This window comes from Allobosea sp. ASV33 (genome assembly GCF_016428755.1).
Lineage (GTDB): Bacteria > Pseudomonadota > Alphaproteobacteria > Rhizobiales > Beijerinckiaceae > Allobosea.
In genome coordinates this window covers 20,558-39,782 of sequence record NZ_JAELTI010000045.1, presented here as the reverse complement: position 1 = coordinate 39,782, position 19,225 = coordinate 20,558, and the positions used below count along the sequence as shown (strand labels likewise).

The 19,225-nt window shown below is 66.5% G+C and carries 19 protein-coding genes, 1 tRNA gene and 2 pseudogenes; 11 read left to right on the top strand and 11 right to left on the bottom strand.

What is annotated here, in order from left to right:
- The 3 genes and pseudogenes from JHD80_RS14765 to JHD80_RS14755 all read right to left on the bottom strand — a co-directional run.
- Positions 1 to 467, bottom strand: a pseudogene (locus JHD80_RS14765) (hypothetical protein); the annotation flags it as partial.
- 130 nt (positions 468 to 597) lie between these two features.
- Positions 598 to 1,359 (bottom strand): SDR family oxidoreductase, encoded by a 762-nt coding sequence (locus JHD80_RS14760; RefSeq protein WP_199088633.1) that lies wholly within the window; start codon positions 1,357 to 1,359, stop codon positions 598 to 600.
- 216 nt (positions 1,360 to 1,575) lie between these two features.
- Positions 1,576 to 2,028: a winged helix-turn-helix transcriptional regulator gene (locus JHD80_RS14755; protein WP_199088631.1), complete on the bottom strand. Its 453-nt coding sequence runs from the start codon at positions 2,026 to 2,028 to the stop codon at positions 1,576 to 1,578.
- 116 nt (positions 2,029 to 2,144) lie between these two features.
- Between JHD80_RS14755 and JHD80_RS14750 the strand changes: the two genes are divergently transcribed.
- A complete protein-coding gene (locus tag JHD80_RS14750; protein WP_199088629.1) occupies positions 2,145 to 3,434 on the top strand; it encodes an MFS transporter in 1,290 nt (429 codons plus the stop codon).
- 73 nt (positions 3,435 to 3,507) lie between these two features.
- Entirely contained in the window at positions 3,508 to 3,978 is a 471-nt protein-coding gene (locus JHD80_RS14745) for a molybdopterin-binding protein (protein ID WP_199088627.1), read from the top strand.
- Between the two features lie 15 nt (positions 3,979 to 3,993).
- Here JHD80_RS14745 and JHD80_RS14740 read toward each other — a convergent pair whose 3' ends face one another.
- The 3 genes from JHD80_RS14740 to lipB form a co-directional block, all read right to left on the bottom strand.
- The gene (locus JHD80_RS14740; RefSeq protein ID WP_199088625.1) at positions 3,994 to 5,601 is read right to left on the bottom strand and encodes a carboxyl transferase domain-containing protein; all 1,608 of its coding nucleotides are present in this window, start codon (positions 5,599 to 5,601) and stop codon (positions 3,994 to 3,996) included.
- 112 nt (positions 5,602 to 5,713) lie between these two features.
- Positions 5,714 to 5,914: a hypothetical protein gene (locus JHD80_RS14735; protein ID WP_199088623.1), complete on the bottom strand. Its 201-nt coding sequence runs from the start codon at positions 5,912 to 5,914 to the stop codon at positions 5,714 to 5,716.
- 80 nt (positions 5,915 to 5,994) lie between these two features.
- On the bottom strand, positions 5,995 to 6,699 hold the full coding sequence (lipB, locus tag JHD80_RS14730; protein ID WP_199088622.1) for a lipoyl(octanoyl) transferase LipB: 705 nt from the start codon (positions 6,697 to 6,699) through the stop codon (positions 5,995 to 5,997).
- Between the two features lie 139 nt (positions 6,700 to 6,838).
- Here lipB and JHD80_RS14725 point away from each other — a divergent pair, with 139 nt between their 5' ends.
- The 5 genes and pseudogenes from JHD80_RS14725 (at position 6,839) to JHD80_RS14705 (ending at position 10,744) form a co-directional block, all read left to right on the top strand.
- Positions 6,839 to 7,108 (top strand): FliM/FliN family flagellar motor switch protein, encoded by a 270-nt coding sequence (locus JHD80_RS14725; RefSeq protein WP_199088620.1) that lies wholly within the window; start codon positions 6,839 to 6,841, stop codon positions 7,106 to 7,108.
- Positions 7,109 to 7,233: 125 nt separating this feature from the next.
- Positions 7,234 to 7,318 (top strand) — tRNA-Leu (locus tag JHD80_RS14720).
- 260 nt (positions 7,319 to 7,578) lie between these two features.
- Positions 7,579 to 8,352 (top strand): annotated as a pseudogene (locus JHD80_RS14715) (glycoside hydrolase family 25 protein); the annotation flags it as partial.
- Positions 8,353 to 8,697: 345 nt separating this feature from the next.
- Positions 8,698 to 9,666 carry a glycoside hydrolase family 25 protein gene (locus JHD80_RS14710; protein ID WP_199088615.1) on the top strand — a complete coding sequence of 323 codons (969 nt, stop codon included), beginning with the start codon at positions 8,698 to 8,700 and terminating at the stop codon, positions 9,664 to 9,666.
- An 85-nt stretch (positions 9,667 to 9,751) separates the two neighbouring features.
- Positions 9,752 to 10,744 (top strand): CorA family divalent cation transporter, encoded by a 993-nt coding sequence (locus JHD80_RS14705; RefSeq protein ID WP_199088614.1) that lies wholly within the window; start codon positions 9,752 to 9,754, stop codon positions 10,742 to 10,744.
- On the opposite strand, the gene JHD80_RS14700 is transcribed toward JHD80_RS14705, so the two are convergent.
- Positions 10,741 to 11,232, bottom strand: coding sequence for an ABZJ_00895 family protein (locus JHD80_RS14700; protein ID WP_199088612.1), 492 nt, complete (start codon positions 11,230 to 11,232; stop codon positions 10,741 to 10,743). The genes JHD80_RS14705 and JHD80_RS14700 overlap by 4 nt on opposite strands.
- 228 nt (positions 11,233 to 11,460) lie before the next feature.
- On the opposite strand from JHD80_RS14700, the gene JHD80_RS14695 reads away from it, so the two are divergent.
- Both JHD80_RS14695 and JHD80_RS14690 read left to right on the top strand, forming a co-directional pair.
- On the top strand, positions 11,461 to 12,633 hold the full coding sequence (locus tag JHD80_RS14695) for an isovaleryl-CoA dehydrogenase (protein ID WP_199088610.1): 1,173 nt from the start codon (positions 11,461 to 11,463) through the stop codon (positions 12,631 to 12,633).
- 136 nt (positions 12,634 to 12,769) lie between these two features.
- Positions 12,770 to 13,288 (top strand): gamma-glutamylcyclotransferase family protein, encoded by a 519-nt coding sequence (locus JHD80_RS14690; RefSeq protein ID WP_199088609.1) that lies wholly within the window; start codon positions 12,770 to 12,772, stop codon positions 13,286 to 13,288.
- A 122-nt stretch (positions 13,289 to 13,410) separates the two neighbouring features.
- Here the strand turns inward: JHD80_RS14690 and JHD80_RS14685 are convergent, their stop codons facing one another.
- Together JHD80_RS14685 and JHD80_RS14680 are read right to left on the bottom strand one after the other, a co-directional pair.
- Positions 13,411 to 15,210, bottom strand: a complete 1,800-nt coding sequence (locus JHD80_RS14685) for an ABC transporter ATP-binding protein (RefSeq protein ID WP_199088607.1) — start codon at positions 15,208 to 15,210, stop codon at positions 13,411 to 13,413.
- A 521-nt stretch (positions 15,211 to 15,731) separates the two neighbouring features.
- Entirely contained in the window at positions 15,732 to 16,229 is a 498-nt protein-coding gene (locus tag JHD80_RS14680; RefSeq protein ID WP_199088605.1) for a hypothetical protein, read from the bottom strand.
- A gap of 243 nt (positions 16,230 to 16,472) precedes the next feature.
- On the opposite strand from JHD80_RS14680, the gene JHD80_RS14675 reads away from it, so the two are divergent.
- Together JHD80_RS14675 and JHD80_RS14670 are read left to right on the top strand one after the other, a co-directional pair.
- Complete coding sequence (locus JHD80_RS14675) at positions 16,473 to 16,916, top strand: Lrp/AsnC family transcriptional regulator (RefSeq protein ID WP_199088603.1); 444 nt, start codon at positions 16,473 to 16,475, stop codon at positions 16,914 to 16,916.
- A gap of 177 nt (positions 16,917 to 17,093) precedes the next feature.
- On the top strand, positions 17,094 to 18,221 hold the full coding sequence (locus tag JHD80_RS14670) for a saccharopine dehydrogenase family protein (RefSeq protein WP_199088601.1): 1,128 nt from the start codon (positions 17,094 to 17,096) through the stop codon (positions 18,219 to 18,221).
- A gap of 307 nt (positions 18,222 to 18,528) precedes the next feature.
- Here JHD80_RS14670 and JHD80_RS14665 read toward each other — a convergent pair whose 3' ends face one another.
- Both JHD80_RS14665 and JHD80_RS14660 read right to left on the bottom strand, forming a co-directional pair.
- Positions 18,529 to 18,702: a hypothetical protein gene (locus tag JHD80_RS14665; RefSeq protein WP_199088599.1), complete on the bottom strand. Its 174-nt coding sequence runs from the start codon at positions 18,700 to 18,702 to the stop codon at positions 18,529 to 18,531.
- Between the two features lie 11 nt (positions 18,703 to 18,713).
- Positions 18,714 to 19,127 carry a rhodanese-like domain-containing protein gene (locus tag JHD80_RS14660; protein WP_199088597.1) on the bottom strand — a complete coding sequence of 138 codons (414 nt, stop codon included), beginning with the start codon at positions 19,125 to 19,127 and terminating at the stop codon, positions 18,714 to 18,716.
- Positions 19,128 to 19,225 lie beyond the last annotated feature (98 nt).

The following is a 19,225-nucleotide window of genomic DNA, read 5'->3' as shown; positions in this document are numbered from 1 at the left end:
ACCGGGTTCTGCTCGCGCCGGAAGCGCCAGAGCGCGCCAACGACGAGGAAGGCGATCACGATCGCGCTCGCCGCCGCGAAGCCCAGCGTCCAGATTTCGATCGGCCGCGGCCGGACGATCTTGTCCCAGAGATCGTAGAGCGTGTGCAGCCCGGCCACCGCCATGACCGCGCCGATCGCGACGGCCGCGAGCCGCTCGATCCTCGCATCGCGGCCGAAGACGACCGCGGCGATGCCATAGAGCGCGACGTCATAGACCCAGTCGACGCCATCCTTGAAGAGCTGGGCATTGCCGATGGCGAGCGCCCAGGCGACCGTCGCCACCGCCTGGATCAGGATACCGAGCGCAATGGCCCAGATGGTGAGCGTATAGGCGCGGGCGACAGCGGGGCTCGATGCCGAGCCTTCTCCGCCCCCGTCATGGTCGGATTTGTCCCGACCATCGACGTCTTTCTCCGCCTCGACCATCCTCACTCCGTCATTCCGGACAAGCGGCGAAGCCGCGCAGATCCGGAATCCATCCCAGGGCGATCACTCTACGATGGATTCCGGATCTCCGCTTCGCTGCATCCGGAACGACGTCGTTGCAGTTGAGCGCTTACCCCCGCCCGACGAGCGGGGCCTTGGTCGCCATCACCGTGACGAACAGCACGTTCGCCTCCAGCGGCAGGCCGGCCATGTGCAGCACCGTCGAGGCGACATGGTCGACATCCATCACCGGCTCGACCTTGATCGAGCCGTCGGCCTGCGGCACGCCCGTCGTCATCTTCTTCGCCATCTCCGTCAGCGCATTGCCGATATCGACCTGGCCGACGGCGATGTCGTATTTGCGCCCGTCGAGCGCGGCGGTCTTGGTCAGGCCCGAGATCGCATGCTTGGTCGCGGTATAGGCGACGGAGTTCGGCCGCGGCGCATGGGCCGAGATCGAGCCGTTATTGATGATGCGCCCGCCCTGCGGCTGCTGCTCCTTCATCGCCTTGAAGGCGGCCTGGGTGCAGAGGAACGGCCCGGTCAGGTTGGTGTCGACCACCTTCTGCCAATCCTCCAGCGACAGGTCCTCCAGCAGCACGCCGCCCGGCGCATTGACACCGGCATTGTTGAAGAGCACGTCGACCCGGCCGAAGGCTTCCTTCGTCCTGGCGAACAGGTTCTCGACCGAAGCCTTGTCGGTGACATCGGTCGGCACCGCCAGCGCCCGCCCCTTGTCCACGCCGGAGAGCGCGATCGTCTCTTCCAGCGCATCCGCGCGCCGGCCGGCCAGCACGGTGCGATAGCCGTCTTTCAGGAAGGCGATGGCGACCGAGCGCCCCACGCCCGAGCCGGCGCCGGTGATGATCGCGACCTTGTTATGCCCAGACATGCGTTTCCCCGTGTTTCCCTAGACCTAAATCGTTTGAGATGGCGCCCGACCATAACGAGCGAAACCGCCCGGGGGAACCGGGGGACCGCCAGCATTCGATGCGCTTGCCGCCCGCCAGCCCTGCCGTATCGTTGTAGTCGGGAGGGCGACGCGATGACCAGCCTGAACCGCCGTCCTTGGCTTGCGGCCAGTGACATGCGCAAGCGGGTCAAGCGCTCAATCCGGCTCGGGCACTTTCAGGATGACGGCCTGATCGGGGCCGATCGCGCGGCCATCTTCCGTTCGAACGTCGAGGCGAACCGACAGGCCGGTCTCGCGCTCGACCAGGCGCGAGCGCTCCTCGTCCGGCGCGAAGAGATGGCGTTCGCCGAATTGCCGCAACGCGACCATGACGGGAAAGAGGTCCTTGCCCACCGCGGTGAGGCGGTACTCCACACGCGCATTGCCGTCGCCGATGGGCACGGCTTCGAGGATCCCGCTCTGGACCAGCGTCTTCAGCCGATCCGTCAGGATGTTCTTGGCGATACCGAGGCTCTTCTGGAATTCGCCGAAACGGGTCATCCCGTCAAAAGCGTCGCGGACGATCAGGAGCGACCACCAGTCCCCGATCACGTCGAGAGACCGCGCGCTCGGGCAATAGTCGCCCTTGAGGCTTTTGCGGGCGACCATCAGCGCAGCCCTTCTGCAGTTCCCGCCGGCAGCGGCATTTTCAGTTGCATCATAAAACCAATATCGCTACAGCTCGCTTCGGTTTCATTATAAAACCAAACCGGCCGGAGTCTGCAATGAAATTGATCCAGGACGCGGCGCCGTCGGCGCCCGCGAAGGAGAACGCGTGCGCGCAAAACCCGGCGCGGATACCCCTGCCCTCGCACGCCGCCGTCACGCCGGCTCCCCTGAATCGTCGAACCATCCTGCTTTTCGCCGTCGCCAGCGGGCTGGCCGTGGCGAATGCCTATTTCGCCCATCCCCTGCTCGACGTGATGGCCGATGATCTCGGCCTGTCCCGCACCGTCGCGGGATTGATCGTCGGCGCAACGCAACTCGGCTACGGGCTCGGCCTTCTGCTTCTCGTTCCGCTGGGCGATCTGCTCGACCGCCGCAAGCTCATCGTCGGGCAATCCCTGCTTTCGGTCCTGGCACTCGCCAGCGTCGGGTTTTCGCAATCGGCCGCGATGCTACTCGGCGCGATGGCCGCTGTCGGACTTCTGGCCGTGGTAACGCAGGCCCTTGTCGCCTATGCCGCGAGCCTTGCGCAGGCCTCGGAAAGAGGCCATGTCGTCGGCATCGTCACGAGCGGCATCGTCATCGGCATCCTGCTGGCGCGGACGGTCGCGGGCGCTCTCACCGACCTCTCCGGCTGGCGAACCGTCTATTTCGTCTCGGCTCTTTCGACGCTGGTCATCGCATTTCTGCTCTGGAAGCTGCTGCCGCAGCAGGGGCGAAGCACCGCCGGCCTTTCCTATGGGCGCCTGATCGCCTCGCTGGTTACTCTGATCGTCGCGGAGCCGGTGCTGCTCATCCGCGGCATCATCGCCATGCTGATCTTCGCCAACATCACGACGCTACTCGCGCCGCTCGTGCTGCCGCTCGGCGCGCCGCCCTTCTCCCTCTCGCATACGCAGATCGGCCTGTTCGGGCTGGCTGGCGTGGCAGGTGCTCTCGGCGCCACCCGTGCCGGGCGCTGGACCGATCGGGGCTATGGCCAGCGCACGACCGGCATCGCGCTCGGATTGATGCTGTTGTCCTGGCTGATGATCGCGCAACTGCACCAGTCGATCCTCTGGCTGGTCGCCGGCGTGCTGATCATCGATTTCGGGCTCCAAGCCGTCCATGTCACCAATCAGGCGATGATCTACCGGGTCAGGCCGGAGGCGCAGAACCGCCTCACGGCAGCCTATATGGTCTTCTATTCGATCGGCAGCGCGGCCGGCTCGTCCTTGTCGACCGTCGCCTATGCACATGCCGGCTGGGCCGGTGTCTGCGCGCAGGGAGCCGCGATCAGCGCAATGACCTTGCTGTTCTGGCTCGCCACGCTGAAGGCCACGCCCGCCGCCGCCACGATGCGACTGTAGCCGTGAAAGAAGCCATCGACGGACGCAGCGAATGATGTCCAGATACCGTCGACTCGCAACGGAGACCTCCGCCTTGCTGCGCACGCTCGTTCTGCTCGCTCTGCTAACGATGGCACCGTCCGTCCGTGCTCAGGAACCTGCCGTCGAGATCATCGGCATCGGCTCTGCACCGATCCGGCTAACCCCGCAGGCGCTCGCCGCCGTGCCGGTAGCCGAGCGCGACGTGACCTTCGACACCTCGAAAGGGCCGGCGACGCGGCACTACAAGGGCGTGCTGCTCTGGGATGTCCTGAAGGCGAACAAGGCGCTCGATGGCCTGAAGCCGGCCGAGCAATTGAAGAAGACCTTCCTTGTCAGCGCCAAGGACGGCTACCAGATCGCCTTCTCGATCGGCGAGATCCATCCCGATTTCGGCAACCTGCCCCTGATCCTCGTTACGGCAATGGACGGCAAACCGCTGGAAGGCGGCTGGCGGCTTGTGGCGCCCGGCGACAAGCGCGGCGCGCGGGCAGTCTACGAAGTTGTGAAAATCGAATTGCGGTGAGAGGCGCCCGGCCTCTCACATCCGGAAGACGCCGAACTTCGTCTCCGGGATCTCGGCGTTCAGCGTCGCGGAGAAGGCTAGCGCCAGCACGCGGCGGGTCTCGGAGGGCAGGATGATACCGTCGTCCCAGAGCCGCGCGGTGGCGAAATAGGGAGAGCCCTCTTCCTCGTATCGGTTGCGGATCGGCGCCTTGAAGGCCTCTTCTTCAGCCGCCGGCCAGCTCTTGCCCTCGGCCTCGATATTGTCGCGGCGCACGGTCGCAAGCACGCTCGCCGCCTGCTCGCCGCCCATCACCGAGATGCGGCTGTTAGGCCAAGTGAACAGGAAACGCGGCGAATAGGCCCGGCCGCACATGCCGTAATTGCCGGCGCCGAAGGAGCCGCCGACCAGCACCGTGATCTTTGGCACCCGCGCCGAAGCCACCGCCGTGACGAGCTTGGCGCCGTCCTTGGCGATGCCGCGCGTCTCGACGTCGCGGCCGACCATGAAGCCGGTGATGTTCTGCAGGAAGAGCAGCGGAATCCGCCGCTGGCAGCAGAGCTCGATGAAATGCGCGCCCTTGACCGCGCTTTCCGAGAACAGGATGCCGTTATTGGCGATGATGCCGACCGGGATGCCGTGGATGCGGGCGAAGCCCGTCACCAGCGTCGTGCCGTAGAGCTTCTTGAATTCGTCGAACTCCGAGCCGTCGACCAGCCGCGCGATCACCTCGCGGATATCGTACTGTTTCTTGAGATCGGTCGGCACGACCGCCTCGAGCTCGGCCGGGTCGTAAAGCGGCTCGACCGGCTGGGCGATGTCGATATCCGGGCGCTTGACGCTGTTGAGGTTGCCGGCGATGCGCCGGGCGATGGCGAGCGCATGGGTGTCGTCGCCGGCATAATGGTCGGCGACGCCCGAAAGCCGTGCATGGACGTCGGCGCCGCCCAGATCCTCGGCCGAGACGACCTCGCCGGTCGCGGCCTTCACCAGCGGCGGCCCGCCGAGGAAGATCGTGCCCTGCTTCCGGACGATCACCGTCTCGTCCGACATCGCCGGCACATAGGCGCCGCCAGCGGTGCAGGAGCCCATCACCACCGCGACCTGCGGGATGCCCTCGGCCGAGAGCGTCGCCTGGTTGTAGAAGATGCGGCCGAAATGCTCGCGATCGGGGAAGACCTCGGTCTGGTGCGGCAGGTTGGCGCCGCCGGAATCGACGAGATAGATGCAGGGCAAGCGGTTCTCGCGCGCGATCTCCTGCGCCCGCAGATGCTTCTTCACCGTCATCGGATAATAGGTGCCGCCTTTGATCGTCGCGTCGTTGCAGACGATCATGCACTCCCGACCCGCCACGCGCCCGATCCCGGCGATCATGCCGGCGCCATGGACATCGCCCTCGTACATGCCGAAAGCGGCGAGCGAGCCGATCTCGAGGAAGGCGGACCCGGGATCGGTCAGGCGCAGCACGCGCTCGCGGGGCAAAAGCTTGCCGCGCGCCGTGTGGCGTTCGCGGGACTTGGCATTGCCGCCGAGCGCGGCGGTGGCGCGATGCTGCTGGAGTTCGCTGCGCAATCCGGCCCAGGCTTCGGCATTGGCGCGCGTCTCGGTCGAATTCAGATCGACCTTGCTCTCGATGACAGGCACGGGCGCGCTCCTCGACGACAATCTCTGCCGAGGTTATGGCGCGCCGCGCCGAAAACGCCAACCGGCGCGGACGCACGGACGCGGCCGTGCAAATCCGCGCCACCGGGTCGGCTCATTCCTGCATCTTGTTGATCGAGCCGGTCACGGACGGCGCCGCGACGGCGCCGATCGCGCCACCGGCAATCGCCCCGATCGGCCCGCCGACGATCGCGCCGGCTCCCGCGCCGGCCGCTGCACCGGCGATACGCTGGTCGGTCGTGTTGCAGGCCGCGAGCAGCATGGCGAGGCTGCCCGCCAGAAAAAAGCTTCGCATCGTCGTCCCCATTTTCAGCCCAACCCCCGGGCGAAGATGGCGGCGCCATGGCTAACGGATGGTAAATCAGGCTGGGACGATCAGATTTGGACGGTCGGACCGAACACCCGCTCGAACGCCTCGCGCAGCACCGAATCGACCTCCGGCATCGTTACCGGCAGGCCGAGATCGACCAGCGAGGTCACCCCGTACTGGCTGACGCCGCAGGGCACGATCCCGTCGAAATGCGACAGGTCCGGGTCGACATTGAGCGAAATGCCGTGGAACGAGACCCAGCGCCGCACGCGGATGCCGATCGCGGCGATCTTGTCCTCGACATCGGCGCCCTTGTCCGGCCGGCGCACCCAGACGCCGACGCGGTCCTCGCGCCGCTCCCCGCGGATATTGACGTCGTCGAGCGCGCCGATCAGCCAGCCTTCCAGCGCGGCGACGAAGCGGCGCAGGTCCGGCTGGCGCCGCTTCAGGTCGAGCATGACATAGGCCACGCGCTGCCCGGGGCCGTGATAGGTGAACTGCCCGCCCCGCCCCGAACGGAACACCGGGAAGCGCTCCGGCGCGATCAGGTCCTCGTCGCGAGCCGAGGTGCCGGCGGTATAGAGCGGCGGATGCTCGACCAGCCAGACGCGCTCGCGCGCCAGCCCGTCCGCGATCAGCCCGGCGCGCGCCTCCATCTCGGCGACGGCCTCGTCATAGCCGGTGAGCCCTTCGGACACGACCCATTCGACCGGCTCCGACAGCCCTTCCGGCAGGAAGGAGACGGCCAGTTCCTCACGCATCTTCACCATGGCTTAACCATGTTCCATTCAATGTTTCCGGGCCGGCGGATTGATCCGGCACGACCCGCGGCACGCCTCTTGCGCCCAAAACCGGCAGGCAGGCAAGTTTCGCTGGACGAATTCTGAAGTAGGGTTCCGGAGACAGAACTTGAAGGCCGATCTCGATCTCGTCCCGGTGGAACTCACGGTGGTGCTCGGCCAGACCGAAATGCCGATCTACAAGCTGCTGCGCCTCGGCCGCGGCGCCATCATCGAGCTGAACACCAGCGAGACCGACGAGGTCCAGATTCTCGCGAACAACCATCCCTTCGCCAAGGGAATCGTCGTGGTCAGCGGCGCACGAATCTCCGTCGAGATCACCCAGATGCTGAAACGGCCGACGATCTACACCCAGCAGAGCGTCGCTGCGGCCGCCTGAACCGGCCGATCTGGGGAAAAATCGCGCTTCTGCGTTTTTCCTTCGTGACGCTCTTGTGGCAGCGGATTCGATTTGCTAGATCGGCGCCGCTCCCTGGTTGCACCGCCCGCAACCGGAACAGAGCTGCGGTCGTGGCGGAATTGGTAGACGCACTACCTTGAGGTGGTAGCGGGGAGACCCGTGGAGGTTCGAGTCCTCTCGACCGCACCAAATTCGGATGAAAGTCCAGCGAAAGGCGACCTTCGGGTCGCCTTTCGCGTTTCAGAGACTTTTTCATGGGTCGCGCTCCAACTTCCCCCGAGCATCTCGGAAACCGGCGCTCTCTTGTCATGAGATTCTCGGGTGTGCGCTTCGCTCCGCCCGCGCGGGGCGCAAAGCCGATTCTGCGCCCGCCCAGGAACGGGCTGACAGATGGCAGAACTTTGGTAACGTAAACCGAGCATCAAGCATTCTCCGCAATTCTCCGCGATATGAACGCCCGCCACATGCCCCGCTTCCGCGCCCTGCCCCTTCTGGCTGCCGCCGCCTTTGCGGCCCTTGGCGGCTGCGTGGCGCTCGACAACTACCCGTCGAAGGGCGATGCCCGGCCGCATCCCGGCGTCGCGGCGGCGCATAACTACCCAGTTCACGGTATCGATATCTCGCGCTGGCAGGGCGAGATCGACTGGAGCGCGGTCAAGGCGGCCGGCACCCGCTTCGTCTACATGAAGGCGACCGAGGGCGGCGACCATGTCGATCCGGCCTTCCGCCGCAACTGGGACGGCGCGCGCCGCGCCGGCATCGCCCGCGGCGCCTATCATTTCGTCTACTGGTGCCGCCCGGCCCATGAGCAGGCGGCCTGGTTCAAGCAGCAGATCCCGAACGATCCCGACGCCCTGCCCCCGGTGCTCGACGTCGAGTGGAACGGCCATTCGCGCACCTGCCCGCAGAAGATCGACCGCGAACTCGCCCGCGAGAAGATCGCGCTCATGCTGACCGAGCTGGAGCAGCTCACCGGCAAGAAGCCGGTGATCTATACCGACATCACCTTCCATCGCGAGGTGCTGGAGGGGCAGTTCAACAACTACCCCTACTGGATCCGCTCGACCGCGGCGTTGCCCGAGACCCGCTACAACAACCGCCCCTGGGCCTTCTGGCAATTCACCACCACCGGCCGCGTGCCCGGCATCAAGGGCGATGTCGACCGCAATGCCTTCTTCGGCAGCGAGAGCCAGTTCGCCGGCTGGCTGCGCGGCGAATACGATATCGGCACCCGCCGCTGGGACCGCCGCGACGCGCCGGCGGCCCCGCAGCCTGCCCCCGCGCCGCAGCAGGCGCCGATTCCGGCCGTTCCGAGCCCGGATTTCGGGCCTGAGCCGCTGGCGCCGCAGCAGGACGTGCCCGTCGCGCGCGTTCCCGGCAGCGTGCCCGCCGTCGCCTCGTCGCTGCGGGCGGTGGACAACCAGGTCGAGCCTGCCGTCCTCGACTGAGCGGCGGGCGGCAGCCGCCCCGGTTAACCAAACCTGAAATTCATTGTTCGACTGCGCGGCAATTCTAACCGGCGCTTAACCACGCCCCTCGCATCTGGACCTGTGATGCGGGAGGAACACATGCCAGCGCGCAAGCTGACCAGCGGACGGATCGGGCTGAAGGCCCTCGCCTTTGCGGCGCTTTTGGCCTCCCTGGCCGAGCCCGCGCTGGCGCTCTATCCGAAGAAGGGCGACAGCGCCCCCCATCACGGCGTCCGCGATGCGCGGCGCAAGGTGATCCAGGGCATCGACGTCTCCCGCTGGCAGGGCGAGATCGACTGGGCCAAGGTCAAGGATGCCGGCACGCGCTTCGCCTTCATCAAGGCGACCGAGGGCGGCGACCATCTCGATCCCAATTTCAAGCGCAACTGGGCCGAGGCGAAGAAGCACGGCGTCGCCCGTGGCGCCTATCACTTCGTCTGGTGGTGCCGGTCGGCCAAGGACCAGGTGCGCTGGATCAAGAAGCACATCCCGCGCGACCCCGACGCACTGCCGCCCGTACTCGATGTCGAATGGCAGAACGACTCGCAATGCACCCGCAGGATCTCGAAGGAACTGGCGCTGGCCAAGATCGAGGAGATGCTGAGGGGTCTGCGCGAGCACACCGGCAAGAAGCCGATCATCTATACCGACATCAATTTCCACGAGGACGTGCTGGAGGGCGAGCTCAACGACCATCCCTTCTGGCTGCGCTCGACGGCGGCACCGCTGGCCAAGCGCTATGCGCGGGACCGCTGGGAATTCTGGCAGTTCACCACCACGGGCCGCGTGCCCGGCATCACCGGCGATGTCGACCGCAACGCCTTCTTCGGCAACGAGCGCGAGTTCGACGCCTGGCGAAGAGGCCATTTCGATATCGGCTCGCGCAAATGGCATGGCGGCGAGCCCAAGGTGGCGGTCCGCACGCCGACGCCGACGCCGGCCGGCCTGCGCGCACCCAAGGAAGCCGGCGGCACCAGGCTGCGTTTCGCACCTCCGGGCCGCATCCCGAATGCGCACACGGCCGTGAATCGCAATGTCGACGTGACCGGCTCGATCGCGCGGGACTGAGGCGGCCTCACCGTCCGTCACGCCGCTGTCACATCCACGGCCCTTAAGGCCGGGAACCGCCCTGCGACGACAGCGGAAGCCCGGCATGCCCAGCGACGTCCAATCCCAATCCGGCCTGATCTGGGCCTATCGCTTCGACGAGGACGGCAAGCCGAGCCTCGTCCCCCGCGACGAGATGCCGGATCTCGCGCCGGCCGAAGGCTTCGTCTGGCTCCATCTCGACCTCGTCCATACCCGTGCGCAAAGCTGGATCGCAGAGCAGGACCTGCCGGACGCGACGCAGGAAGCCTTCCTCTCGCATGAACCGCACCAGCGGCTCGATCACTCCGCCAGTCTCGCCTGGGGCGTCTCGCACGACCTGATCCGCGACATCGCCGACAAGTCCGAGGATGTCGGCGCACTGCGCTGGATCGTCGGCGACAAGTTCCTGCTGACCGGCCGGCGCGAGGCGCTGCACTCGATCCGCATGACGGCTGAGGCGCTCGATCGCGGCGAGCCGGCTTCAAGTCCCGCCGGGCTGTTCGAGCAGATCATCGAATACATCATCGACGACGTCACCGATGCCGTCGTGCGCCTCGTCGACGAGACTGACAGCGTCGAGGACCACATCCTGCTCGACCGTCTGCATGATGGCCCGCAGCGCGTCGGCTCGGTCCGGCGCACGGCTGTGCGGCTGCATCGGCAGCTCAGCGGCCTGCACGTCCTGTTCCGCCGCTTCGCCGAGACCCAGTCGGGCCGCAGCGCCCCGGATGCGGTCAAGGCTGCCGCCACGCGGCTGCTCCAGCGTGTCGACGGCCTGCATCACGACGTCCAGTCGGTACAGGACCGGGCGCGCCTGCTGCAGGACGAGATCGCCGCCCGCTCGGCCGGCCGGACCAACCGCCAGCTCTATGTGCTGTCGATCCTGACGGCCCTGTTCCTGCCCGCGACCTTCATCACCGGCCTGTTCGGCATCAATGTGAAGGGCCTGCCCTGGGTCGAATCCGAGGGCGGCGCGATGTTCGTGACCTTGACCTGCGTTGCCGCAGCCCTGCTCACCCTCATCCTGCTCAGGCGCCGCGGCGTGATCGGAAGCTAGACAGCGCCTTTGGCGGCCAGCCGCTGCGCCCGCTTCTCCTCGGCCCTCGCCCCCCAGCTGATCGCGGCGCGGATCAGCAGGAACTCCAGTACGAAAATCCCAAGAAACGCCCCGGCGATAAGCACCTGATCGCTGCTGCGATAGCGCGCGATGCTGGCGAAGCCGCCCGGCATGAAGCCGGCGATGACGAGCACGAAAAGGGCCTGCAGCACCAAGGTCGCAAGCGCGCAGAGCAGCGCGACGGACCAGGCGCGGCCGGATGGCGGGCGGGTCTGCTCGCGCCTGAACCAGATCTGCCCGACCCATGAAGCGGCGCTCCAGATCAGGATCAGGCCCAGCGCGCCCGTGCTGCCCGGCGATTGCTTGAAATAGGACTCCAGCGCCATGATCGCGACATTCAGGACGATCACCCCGATGATCAGGAAAGCGATGTAGCGCAGGAGGAGAGCGCCGCTCGAAATGGGCGACATGGTCGACGGCTGGGACATTCTGAAGTTCCTGAAAGGCCTGATCCGGCATGCGGCTAAGCTGCCTGGCAAGGCGGGTAAAGACCGAGCGCTGCATAAGGGGTCGGCATCGCCAGAGGCCCGCCCGTGCGAATCCTCGCAAACCGCCCGCTGCTCCGCTCCGCCTGACACCCGCATTCCCGGTCTGTAAGCTCGCGGCAAGGCGGCCGGCATCCAGGCTGCCAAAGTCGTTCGACCCGGGAGGACCTCATGCTTGCCAACGCGCCGCGCCCGTTCAATTTCGACCTCGGCGAGACAGCCGACGCGATCCGCGACACCGTCCATGCCTTCGCCCAGGAGAAGATCGCCCCGCGCGCCGAGGAGATCGACAGGACCAACCAGTTCCCACGCGATCTCTGGCCGGAAATGGGGGCGCTCGGCCTTCACGGCATGACGGTCGCGGAGGAGTATGGCGGTACGGGGCTCGGCTATCTCGAGCACTGCATCGCGGTCGAGGAAGTCAGCCGCGCCTCGGCCTCGGTCGGCCTCTCCTACGGCGCCCACTCGAATCTCTGCGTCAACCAGATCAGCCGCAACGGCAACGAGGCGCAGAAGCGGAAATACCTGCCCAAGCTGATCTCGGGCGAGCATGTCGGAGCGTTGGCCATGTCGGAGCCCGGCTCGGGCTCGGACGTCGTCTCGATGCGCACCCGCGCCGACAAGAAGGGCGACGCTTATGTCCTCAACGGCAACAAGATGTGGATCACCAACGGCCCGATCGCCGAGACGCTGGTCGTCTACGCCAAGACCGACCCGGAAGCCGGCCCGCGCGGCATCACCGCCTTCCTGATCGAGAAGGGCATGAAGGGTTTCTCGACCCACCAGAAGCTCGACAAGCTCGGTATGCGCGGCTCGGACACCTGCGAGCTCGTCTTCCAGGATTGCGAGGTGCCGGAGGAGAACGTGCTCGGCACCGTCGGGCGCGGCGTCAACGTGCTGATGTCCGGCCTCGACTACGAGCGCGTCGTGCTGGCGGCAGGCCCCCTCGGCATCATGCAGGCGGCGCTCGACGTGGTCATGCCCTATGTCCATGAGCGCAAGCAGTTCGGTCAGTCGATCGGCGAGTTCCAGCTCGTCCAGGGCAAGGTCGCCGACATGTATGTCGCGATGAATTCCTGCCGCGCCTATGTCTATGCCGTGGCCAAGGCCTGCGACCGCGGCGAGACCACGCGCGAAGACGCCGCCGGCGCCATCTTGATCGCGGCCGAGAAGGCGACGCAGGTCGCGCTCGACGCGATCCAGCTCCTTGGCGGCAACGGCTATATCAACGACTACCCGACCGGCCGCCTGCTGCGCGACGCCAAGCTCTACGAGATCGGCGCCGGCACGAGCGAGATCCGCCGCATGCTGATCGGCCGGGAGCTGTTCAACAAGACGAAATGAAAACGCTCCGCCGTCATGCCCGAGCTTGACCCGGGCATCGCTGGACGAGATGGCTACGGCTTGAAGAGAGCGCCTCATCCAGCAAGAGATTCTCGGGTCTGCGCTGCGCTTCGCCCGAGAATGACGTGAGGCCCCGATGCCCCTCTATTTCGCCTACGGCCTCAACATGGACCCGCTCGGAATGGCCGAGCGCTGCCCGAAGGCGCGGCCGCTCGGCCCGGCCCGCTTGCCGCGACACCGCTTCATCGTCACGCGCGACGGCTATGCCTCGGTGATCCGCGATCCGCGCGAGGAGGTCCATGGCGTGCTCTGGGACTGCTCGCTCAGCGACATGCGCGTGCTCGACAAGTTCGAGGAGCTCGCCAGCGGGCTCTATTTGAAGATCAATCAGCCGGTGATCGTGACAGGCGGCGCCAAGCGCGCGCTGATCTATATCGGCCGCTCCGGCGACCCCGGACGGCCGAAGCCCGGCTATATGGAAACGGTCATCGCCGGGGCAAAACATTTCGGCTTGCCAGAGACTTACATCGCTGGCTTGAATCGTTTTCTGACCAAGCCGAATCTCGATCTGAAGGGCTTGAATCAGGATGCGGACGCGGCGCTGCCGCCCGGCCCGGTGAAAGGCGTCAGGCCAAGGGCGCTGGCGCCGAAGTGACGCCCCTTCCGTCATGCTCGCCCTTGTGGCGAGCATCCACGTCTTGAACGCGACTTTCGACCAGCGAAGACGTGGATGGTCGGGACAAGCCCGACCATGACGAGAGGGAGAGCTGGCGGCGGTTAAGCCGCCAGCCCCTTGGCCAGCTCGCTGACCTGCTTCTCGAACAGCGCGCGATAGGCGCCGTCCTGCCGGGTCAGCAGGGCCTCGTGCGGGCCTTCCTCGATCACCCGGCCGCGATCGAAGACCAGGATGCGGTCCATGGCCCGCACCGTCGAGAGACGATGCGCGATCACGATCGTGGTGCGGCCTTCCATCAGGCGCTCGATCGCCTGCTGGATCAGCGCCTCCGATTCCGAATCGAGGCTCGAGGTCGCCTCGTCCAGGATCAGGATCGGCGCATCGGCCAGGAAGGCCCTGGCCAGCGCGACGCGCTGCCGCTCGCCGCCCGAGAGCTTGATGCCGCGCTCGCCGACGAGCGTGGCGTAGCCCTTGGGCAGGCGCATGATGAACTCATGCGCGTTGGCGAGCTTCGCCGCCTGCTCGACCTGCGCCAGGCTCGCGCCCGGCCGGCCATAGGCGATGTTCTCCGCCAGCGAGCGGTGGAACAGCACCGGCTCCTGCTGCACGATCGCGATCTGCTGGCGCAGTGACGCCTGCGTGACATCGGCGATATCCTGCCCGTCGATCGCGATGCGGCCCGCGGTGACGTCGTAGAGCCGCTGCACCAGCTTGACGAAGGTCGTCTTGCCGGAGCCCGAGCGGCCGACGAGGCCGACCTTCTCGCCGCCACGGATGGTCAGCGAGAAATCGCGGTAGAGCGGATCGTGATGGCCCCCGTAATGGAAGGTCACGTCCTCGAAGGCGATCTCGCCCGCCGTCACGCTCATGTCCACAGCGCTCTTCCGGTCCGGCACGCCATAGGGAAGGTCGTGCATCCAGACGAGCTCCTCCATGTCGTTGACCGACCGCTGCAGGTTATGGACGTGCTGGCCGACATCGCGCAGGTAGCCATGCACCACCGCATAGGCCGTCAGCACGAACGCGACATCGCCAGGCGAGGCCTGCCCGTTCGCCCAGAGCCAGATCACCAGGCCGATCACCGCCGCGCGCAGCACCAGCAGCACGACGTTCTGGCCGGTGCCCGACCAGGTGCCGCGCAGCCAGGCGCGCTGCGTCCGCAGGCTCCACTTGGAGACGACCGTCGCGAGCCGCAGGTCCTCGCGTGCCTCGCCGCCATAGGCCTTCACCACCGGGTTGCAGGTGATGGCGTCGGCCAGCGCGCCGCCCAGACGCGTATCCCAGGCATTGCCAAGACGCGCCGCCGGCGCGACGAAGCGCAGCGAGAGCGCCAGCGTCAGCCCGATATAGGCGAGAGCGCCGAGCGCGACGACCAGCCCCATCGCCGGCCAGTGCCAGGCCAGCACCGCCGTCATGCCGAGCAGGATGACCAGCGAGGGCAGCAGCGCGATCAGGACCGTGTCGCTCAGCAGGTCGAGCGCCCACATGCCGCGCGTGATCTTGCGCACCGTCGAGCCCGCGAAATTATTCGCGTGCCAGTCGGTCGAGAAGCGCTGCAGGCGCGCGAAAGCCTCCTGCGAGACGTCGCTCATCGTGCGCAGCGTCATCGTGGTGATGCCGGTGAAGGCGAAATGCCGCCCGACAACCATGATGGCGGCGAGCACCATCATCGCGCCGAGCGCCCCCAGCGCCGCTTCCGTGCCGCCCGAGCCCGCAGTGCCGGACACCGCATCGACGAGGCGGCCGGCATAGACCGGCGTGAACAGCTCCGCGAGCGTAGCGGCGATGGTGACGCCGGCCACCCACGCGACCTGCCCGGGCTGGCGCGCCCAATGCTTAAACGTGAAGCCGAGAACAGCCCGGAACGGCTCCCGCCGCCCGGTTTGAGTATCGTGAGACATAGCGTCATTCGGCGCCGAGACGGCCGCCGACTCCGAAATCAGGCAGAGACGACGACGCGCGCCGGCTCCGGCAATGAAAGACAAAAGTTGGAAAAAGGCTCAGGAGACCGCCCGCAGGCGGGCCTCGTGCAAGACCGACCTAGTGCTTGGTTGGTCGCATGGGAGGGGCAGCGATGTTGAATTTCATTCAGCCCTCCCTTTCTTGAGTTGGAGCCAAGGCGAAGGAAAATGCCTGATTGTTGGGCAGAACGCAAGCCCACCTCTCATGCAATGGTTGCACGGGGTGTCTTCGCTCATTTCAAGGCAAGGTTGAGTCCCGGCGGCTTCCCTGGCAGGGCTCGCATCGGAAAACGCAAGGGGTCGGCTTCGGCTGGGCCGGAGCCCCCGGCGCAGTCCCTGCCCGCAGCGCTATCGCGACTTACCGGGCATGACCCCGCGCAGTCTTGAAGGCAAAGCACACCGCGACGAAAAACGCCGCGCCTTGCGGCGCGGCGTTCGGAAAACGGCCGTTCAGCGGGCGATCAGCCCTTCAGCTTGGTGTTGCACTGGCTCCAGTAGCCGCCGCCCTTCTCGATCCACTTCAGATCGCCGTTGGCATTGGCCGCCTTGTTGGCGTTGTACTGGTCGACGCAGGTCTTGAGGCGCGCCTTGCCGGCGGTCTCGCTGGAGTATTTCTGCGAGACGGTCTTCGGGAAGACGGCAGGCTTGGCCTTGCCGGCCGGCATCGCGGCGGGCTTGGCGGCAGGAGCGGCAGCCGTGGCCGAAGCAGCGGGCGCAGCAGCGGCAGGCTTCGCCGGCTCGGCCGGCATCGCAGCCGCGGCCTCATCGTCATTGGCGTCGTCGTCGCCGCACTGAGCCTTGCGGAAGTCGTTCCACTTCTGGCCCTTCAACGTATTGGCCTTCTTGGCGTCCTGATACTTGACGCTACACTCCTTCATCGTCAGCGCCGAGGCGGGCGCCACGGAGAAGGAGACGAGCGCGAAGGCCGATGCGGATGCGAGAATGAGAGTCCTGAACATGGCGTTCTCCATGGCAAAGCGTGCTGCCGCCGGTCGGCATGCCACTCCGATTTGCGCCCCGAAGCAAGTCCCCTCCGGCGCGTGAGCAATGCTTCGGACCACAAGATGTTCCTTTTCGGGCAAGGTTTCGGCGCGTCGCTGCCGTTGAGGAAGATCGGCCCGCTCTCCACGGCTCACCGGCACCCTTGCGACAGGCCTTCGTTTCCCTGCTATATGACGGCCCGCCGAACCGCTGGAGACGACATGGCACGGCCGTCAGACGCCGCGAAAGACCGCGAGCTCATCCGCATCCTCACCGAGAACGCCCGCCTGCCCCTGTCCGAGATCGCCAAGCAGCTCGGCGTCTCCCGGGCGACGGCGCAAGGGCGGCTGAGCCGGCTCGAACGCGACGGCGTGATCGCCGGCTACACCACGATCCTCGGCAAGGCGAGCCGGCCGGCGACCACGATCTCGGCGCTGATCCTGATCGAACTCGAGATGAAACAGCAGGGCGGTGTGGTCGCGGCGCTGAAAAAGCGGCCCGAAATCGTGCAATGCCATACGTTGAGCGGGCATTTCGACCTGAGCGTAAAGATCGAATGCGAGACCTCCAGCGACCTCGATACGATCATCGACTGGATCGCGGAAATGGAAGGCGTGCGCCGGACCACGTCCTCGGTGATTCTGGCTCGCAAGTTCGAACGCTGAGGGGGCGCGGCAAGGCTTCCGTGGTTTCCCATCGCCTTCGCCCATATCCCATCGAATTGAAGCATCATAACCACGTCCCCCGGCGATCCGCCCGTTAAAGCCTGCGCGGCTTGCGGCGATGATCCGGATCAGGGGGAGGCTCCTGGCCGACCCGAGACTCAACCAGGAGATCGAGACATGACCATCCACAAGCGCATTGCCGTGCTCGGCGCCGGCCAGATCGGCGTCATCATCGCCGGCATGCTGGCCGAGCAGGGCCATCAGGTGACGCTGGCCGACGCCTCGGCCGCGCAGCTCAAGCACGCGGCCGGCAGCCGCTTTGCCACCGAGACCGTCGACGCCTCGAATCTCGACGCGCTCCGCGTTTTCCTGAAAGACCGTGACATCGTGGTCAGCGCCTGCCCGTATTTCCTCAACAAGGGCATCGCCAAGGTCGCCGCCGAGACCAAGACCCACTATTTCGACCTGACCGAGGACGTCGCCACCACCGCATATGTCAAGGAACTCGGCGAGACCGCCGATGTCGCGCTCGTCCCGCAATGCGGCCTGGCCCCGGGCTTCATCTGCATCCTCGGCGCCGACATGGCCGCCCGCTTCGAGAACGTTCGCACCATCAAGATGCGCGTCGGCGCGCTGCCGCTCTATCCGACCAATGCTTTGCGCTACAACGTGACGTGGTCGGTCGACGGCCTGATCAACGAATACTGCAACCCCTGCGAGATCGTCTTCGACGGCCAGCCGACCCTGGTGCCGGCACTCGAAGGCATCGAGAGCGTGATGATCGACGGCGTCGCCTACGAGGCCTTCAACACCTCGGGCGGCCTCGGTACCCTCACTGAGACGCTGGCCGGCAAGGTGCGCAACATGAGCTACAAGACGCTGCGCTATCCCGGCCATGCCGAAATCATGAAGCTCCTGCTGCGCGACCTCGACCTCGCCGACGACCGCGAGACCATGCGCCGCATCCTCGGCCATTCCGCCCCCTTCACCCGCAAGGACGTGGTCGTGATCTTCGTGACCGGCGTCGGCGAGCGTCGCGGCCGCCTCGAGGAGGAGAGCGTCGTGCTGCGCTATGACGGCAATGACGAGCTCGGCGCGATCCAGCTCACCACCGCCGCCGGCTGCGTCGCGATGGTCGAGCTCTTCCTCGCCGGCAAGCTGCCCGCCAAGGGCTTCGTGCGCCAGGAAGACGCTGTCCTCGCCGATTTCCTCGCGACCAAGGCCGGTGCCCGGCTGGTTGGCGAAGCCCGCGGCGTCGACGCCGCCGGCCTCGTGCCGACCGTCGCGATCAAGAGCGCGGCCTGAAAACCACGTTCGACGGCGGGAGCACTCCCGCCGTCGCTTCGGGCCTGACCTGGTCCGGAATGCATCCGGTCGTGTCGGGTATGGATTCTGGATCTCTGCCCTGCTTCATCCCGAACGACTGCCTGGAACAGGACGACGTCGCGCTTTGCCGATTTTGTAGGAAACGCTTCGTCATCCCGGGCTAGACCGGGGATCTATCACAGAGCGCACTGCCGCTCGTGGCTTCCGGATCGGCGCCGCTATCGCGGCTTGTCCGGAATGACGGCGTGCTTCCGCGAGAACGACGCAGGCTCGAAGGCTGGCCGTTTCACCAGAACAGCGCGAAGAGACGGACCGCGATCACCAGCAGGAAGGCGGCGATGATCGTGCCGAGCACCTGCTGGCGCTTGGCGTGATTGGGCCAGCGCCGCGCGAGCAATCTGCCCAGCGGCTTGCGGAAGACGAAAGCCGCGACCAGCAGAACGATGACGTAATGGGACAAGGCGCGGTCTCTCAGCCCTTCTTGTCGGCCGGGGCCATATCGACCGGCGCACCGGCCTTCTTCCAGGCGCCGAAGCCGCCGGCGACATGCGCGACCGGCTCAAGCCCCATTTCCTGCGCGGTCTGCGCCGCCAAGGCCGAGCGCCAGCCGCCGCCGCAGAAGAAGACGAAGCGCTTGTCCTGGCTGAAGATCGGCTTGGCATACGGGCTTTCCGGATCGATCCAGAATTCCAGCATGCCGCGCGGACAGTGGAACGCGCCGGGCATCCGCCCTTCCCGCTCCAGCTCGCGCGGATCGCGCAGGTCGACGAAGACCACCTCGTCGCTGCCGAGCAGCGCCTGCGCCTCCGCGACCGACAAGGTCTCGATCCGGCTCTCGGCCTCAGCGACCAGCGCCTTGTAGCCCTTGGTGATGGTCTGCGGCATGGCTGTCGCCCTCCCCGATTCCGGCCGCACCGTGGCGGCTCGCCGCAGCAGCGTCAATGCCGCCCGGCTTGTCGCCCGCGCGGGTTCACGACAAGCTG

Bases quoted from the DNA above. Each gene is read 5' to 3' on its own strand.
- JHD80_RS14760 (WP_199088633.1), bottom strand. From the start codon at position 1,359: ATGTCTGGGCATAACAAGGTCGCGATCATCACCGGCGCCGGCTCGGGC.
- JHD80_RS14755 (WP_199088631.1), bottom strand. From the start codon at position 2,028: ATGGTCGCCCGCAAAAGCCTCAAGGGCGACTATTGCCCGAGCGCGCGG.
- JHD80_RS14750 (WP_199088629.1), top strand. From the start codon at position 2,145: ATGAAATTGATCCAGGACGCGGCGCCGTCGGCGCCCGCGAAGGAGAAC.
- JHD80_RS14735 (WP_199088623.1), bottom strand. From the start codon at position 5,914: ATGCGAAGCTTTTTTCTGGCGGGCAGCCTCGCCATGCTGCTCGCGGCC.
- lipB (WP_199088622.1), bottom strand. From the start codon at position 6,699: ATGGTGAAGATGCGTGAGGAACTGGCCGTCTCCTTCCTGCCGGAAGGG.
- JHD80_RS14710 (WP_199088615.1), top strand. From the start codon at position 8,698: ATGCCAGCGCGCAAGCTGACCAGCGGACGGATCGGGCTGAAGGCCCTC.
- JHD80_RS14705 (WP_199088614.1), top strand. From the start codon at position 9,752: ATGCCCAGCGACGTCCAATCCCAATCCGGCCTGATCTGGGCCTATCGC.
- JHD80_RS14700 (WP_199088612.1), bottom strand. From the start codon at position 11,232: ATGTCCCAGCCGTCGACCATGTCGCCCATTTCGAGCGGCGCTCTCCTC.
- JHD80_RS14695 (WP_199088610.1), top strand. From the start codon at position 11,461: ATGCTTGCCAACGCGCCGCGCCCGTTCAATTTCGACCTCGGCGAGACA.
- JHD80_RS14690 (WP_199088609.1), top strand. From the start codon at position 12,770: ATGCCCCTCTATTTCGCCTACGGCCTCAACATGGACCCGCTCGGAATG.
- JHD80_RS14685 (WP_199088607.1), bottom strand. From the start codon at position 15,210: ATGTCTCACGATACTCAAACCGGGCGGCGGGAGCCGTTCCGGGCTGTT.
- JHD80_RS14680 (WP_199088605.1), bottom strand. From the start codon at position 16,229: ATGTTCAGGACTCTCATTCTCGCATCCGCATCGGCCTTCGCGCTCGTC.
- JHD80_RS14675 (WP_199088603.1), top strand. From the start codon at position 16,473: ATGGCACGGCCGTCAGACGCCGCGAAAGACCGCGAGCTCATCCGCATC.
- JHD80_RS14670 (WP_199088601.1), top strand. From the start codon at position 17,094: ATGACCATCCACAAGCGCATTGCCGTGCTCGGCGCCGGCCAGATCGGC.
- JHD80_RS14660 (WP_199088597.1), bottom strand. From the start codon at position 19,127: ATGCCGCAGACCATCACCAAGGGCTACAAGGCGCTGGTCGCTGAGGCC.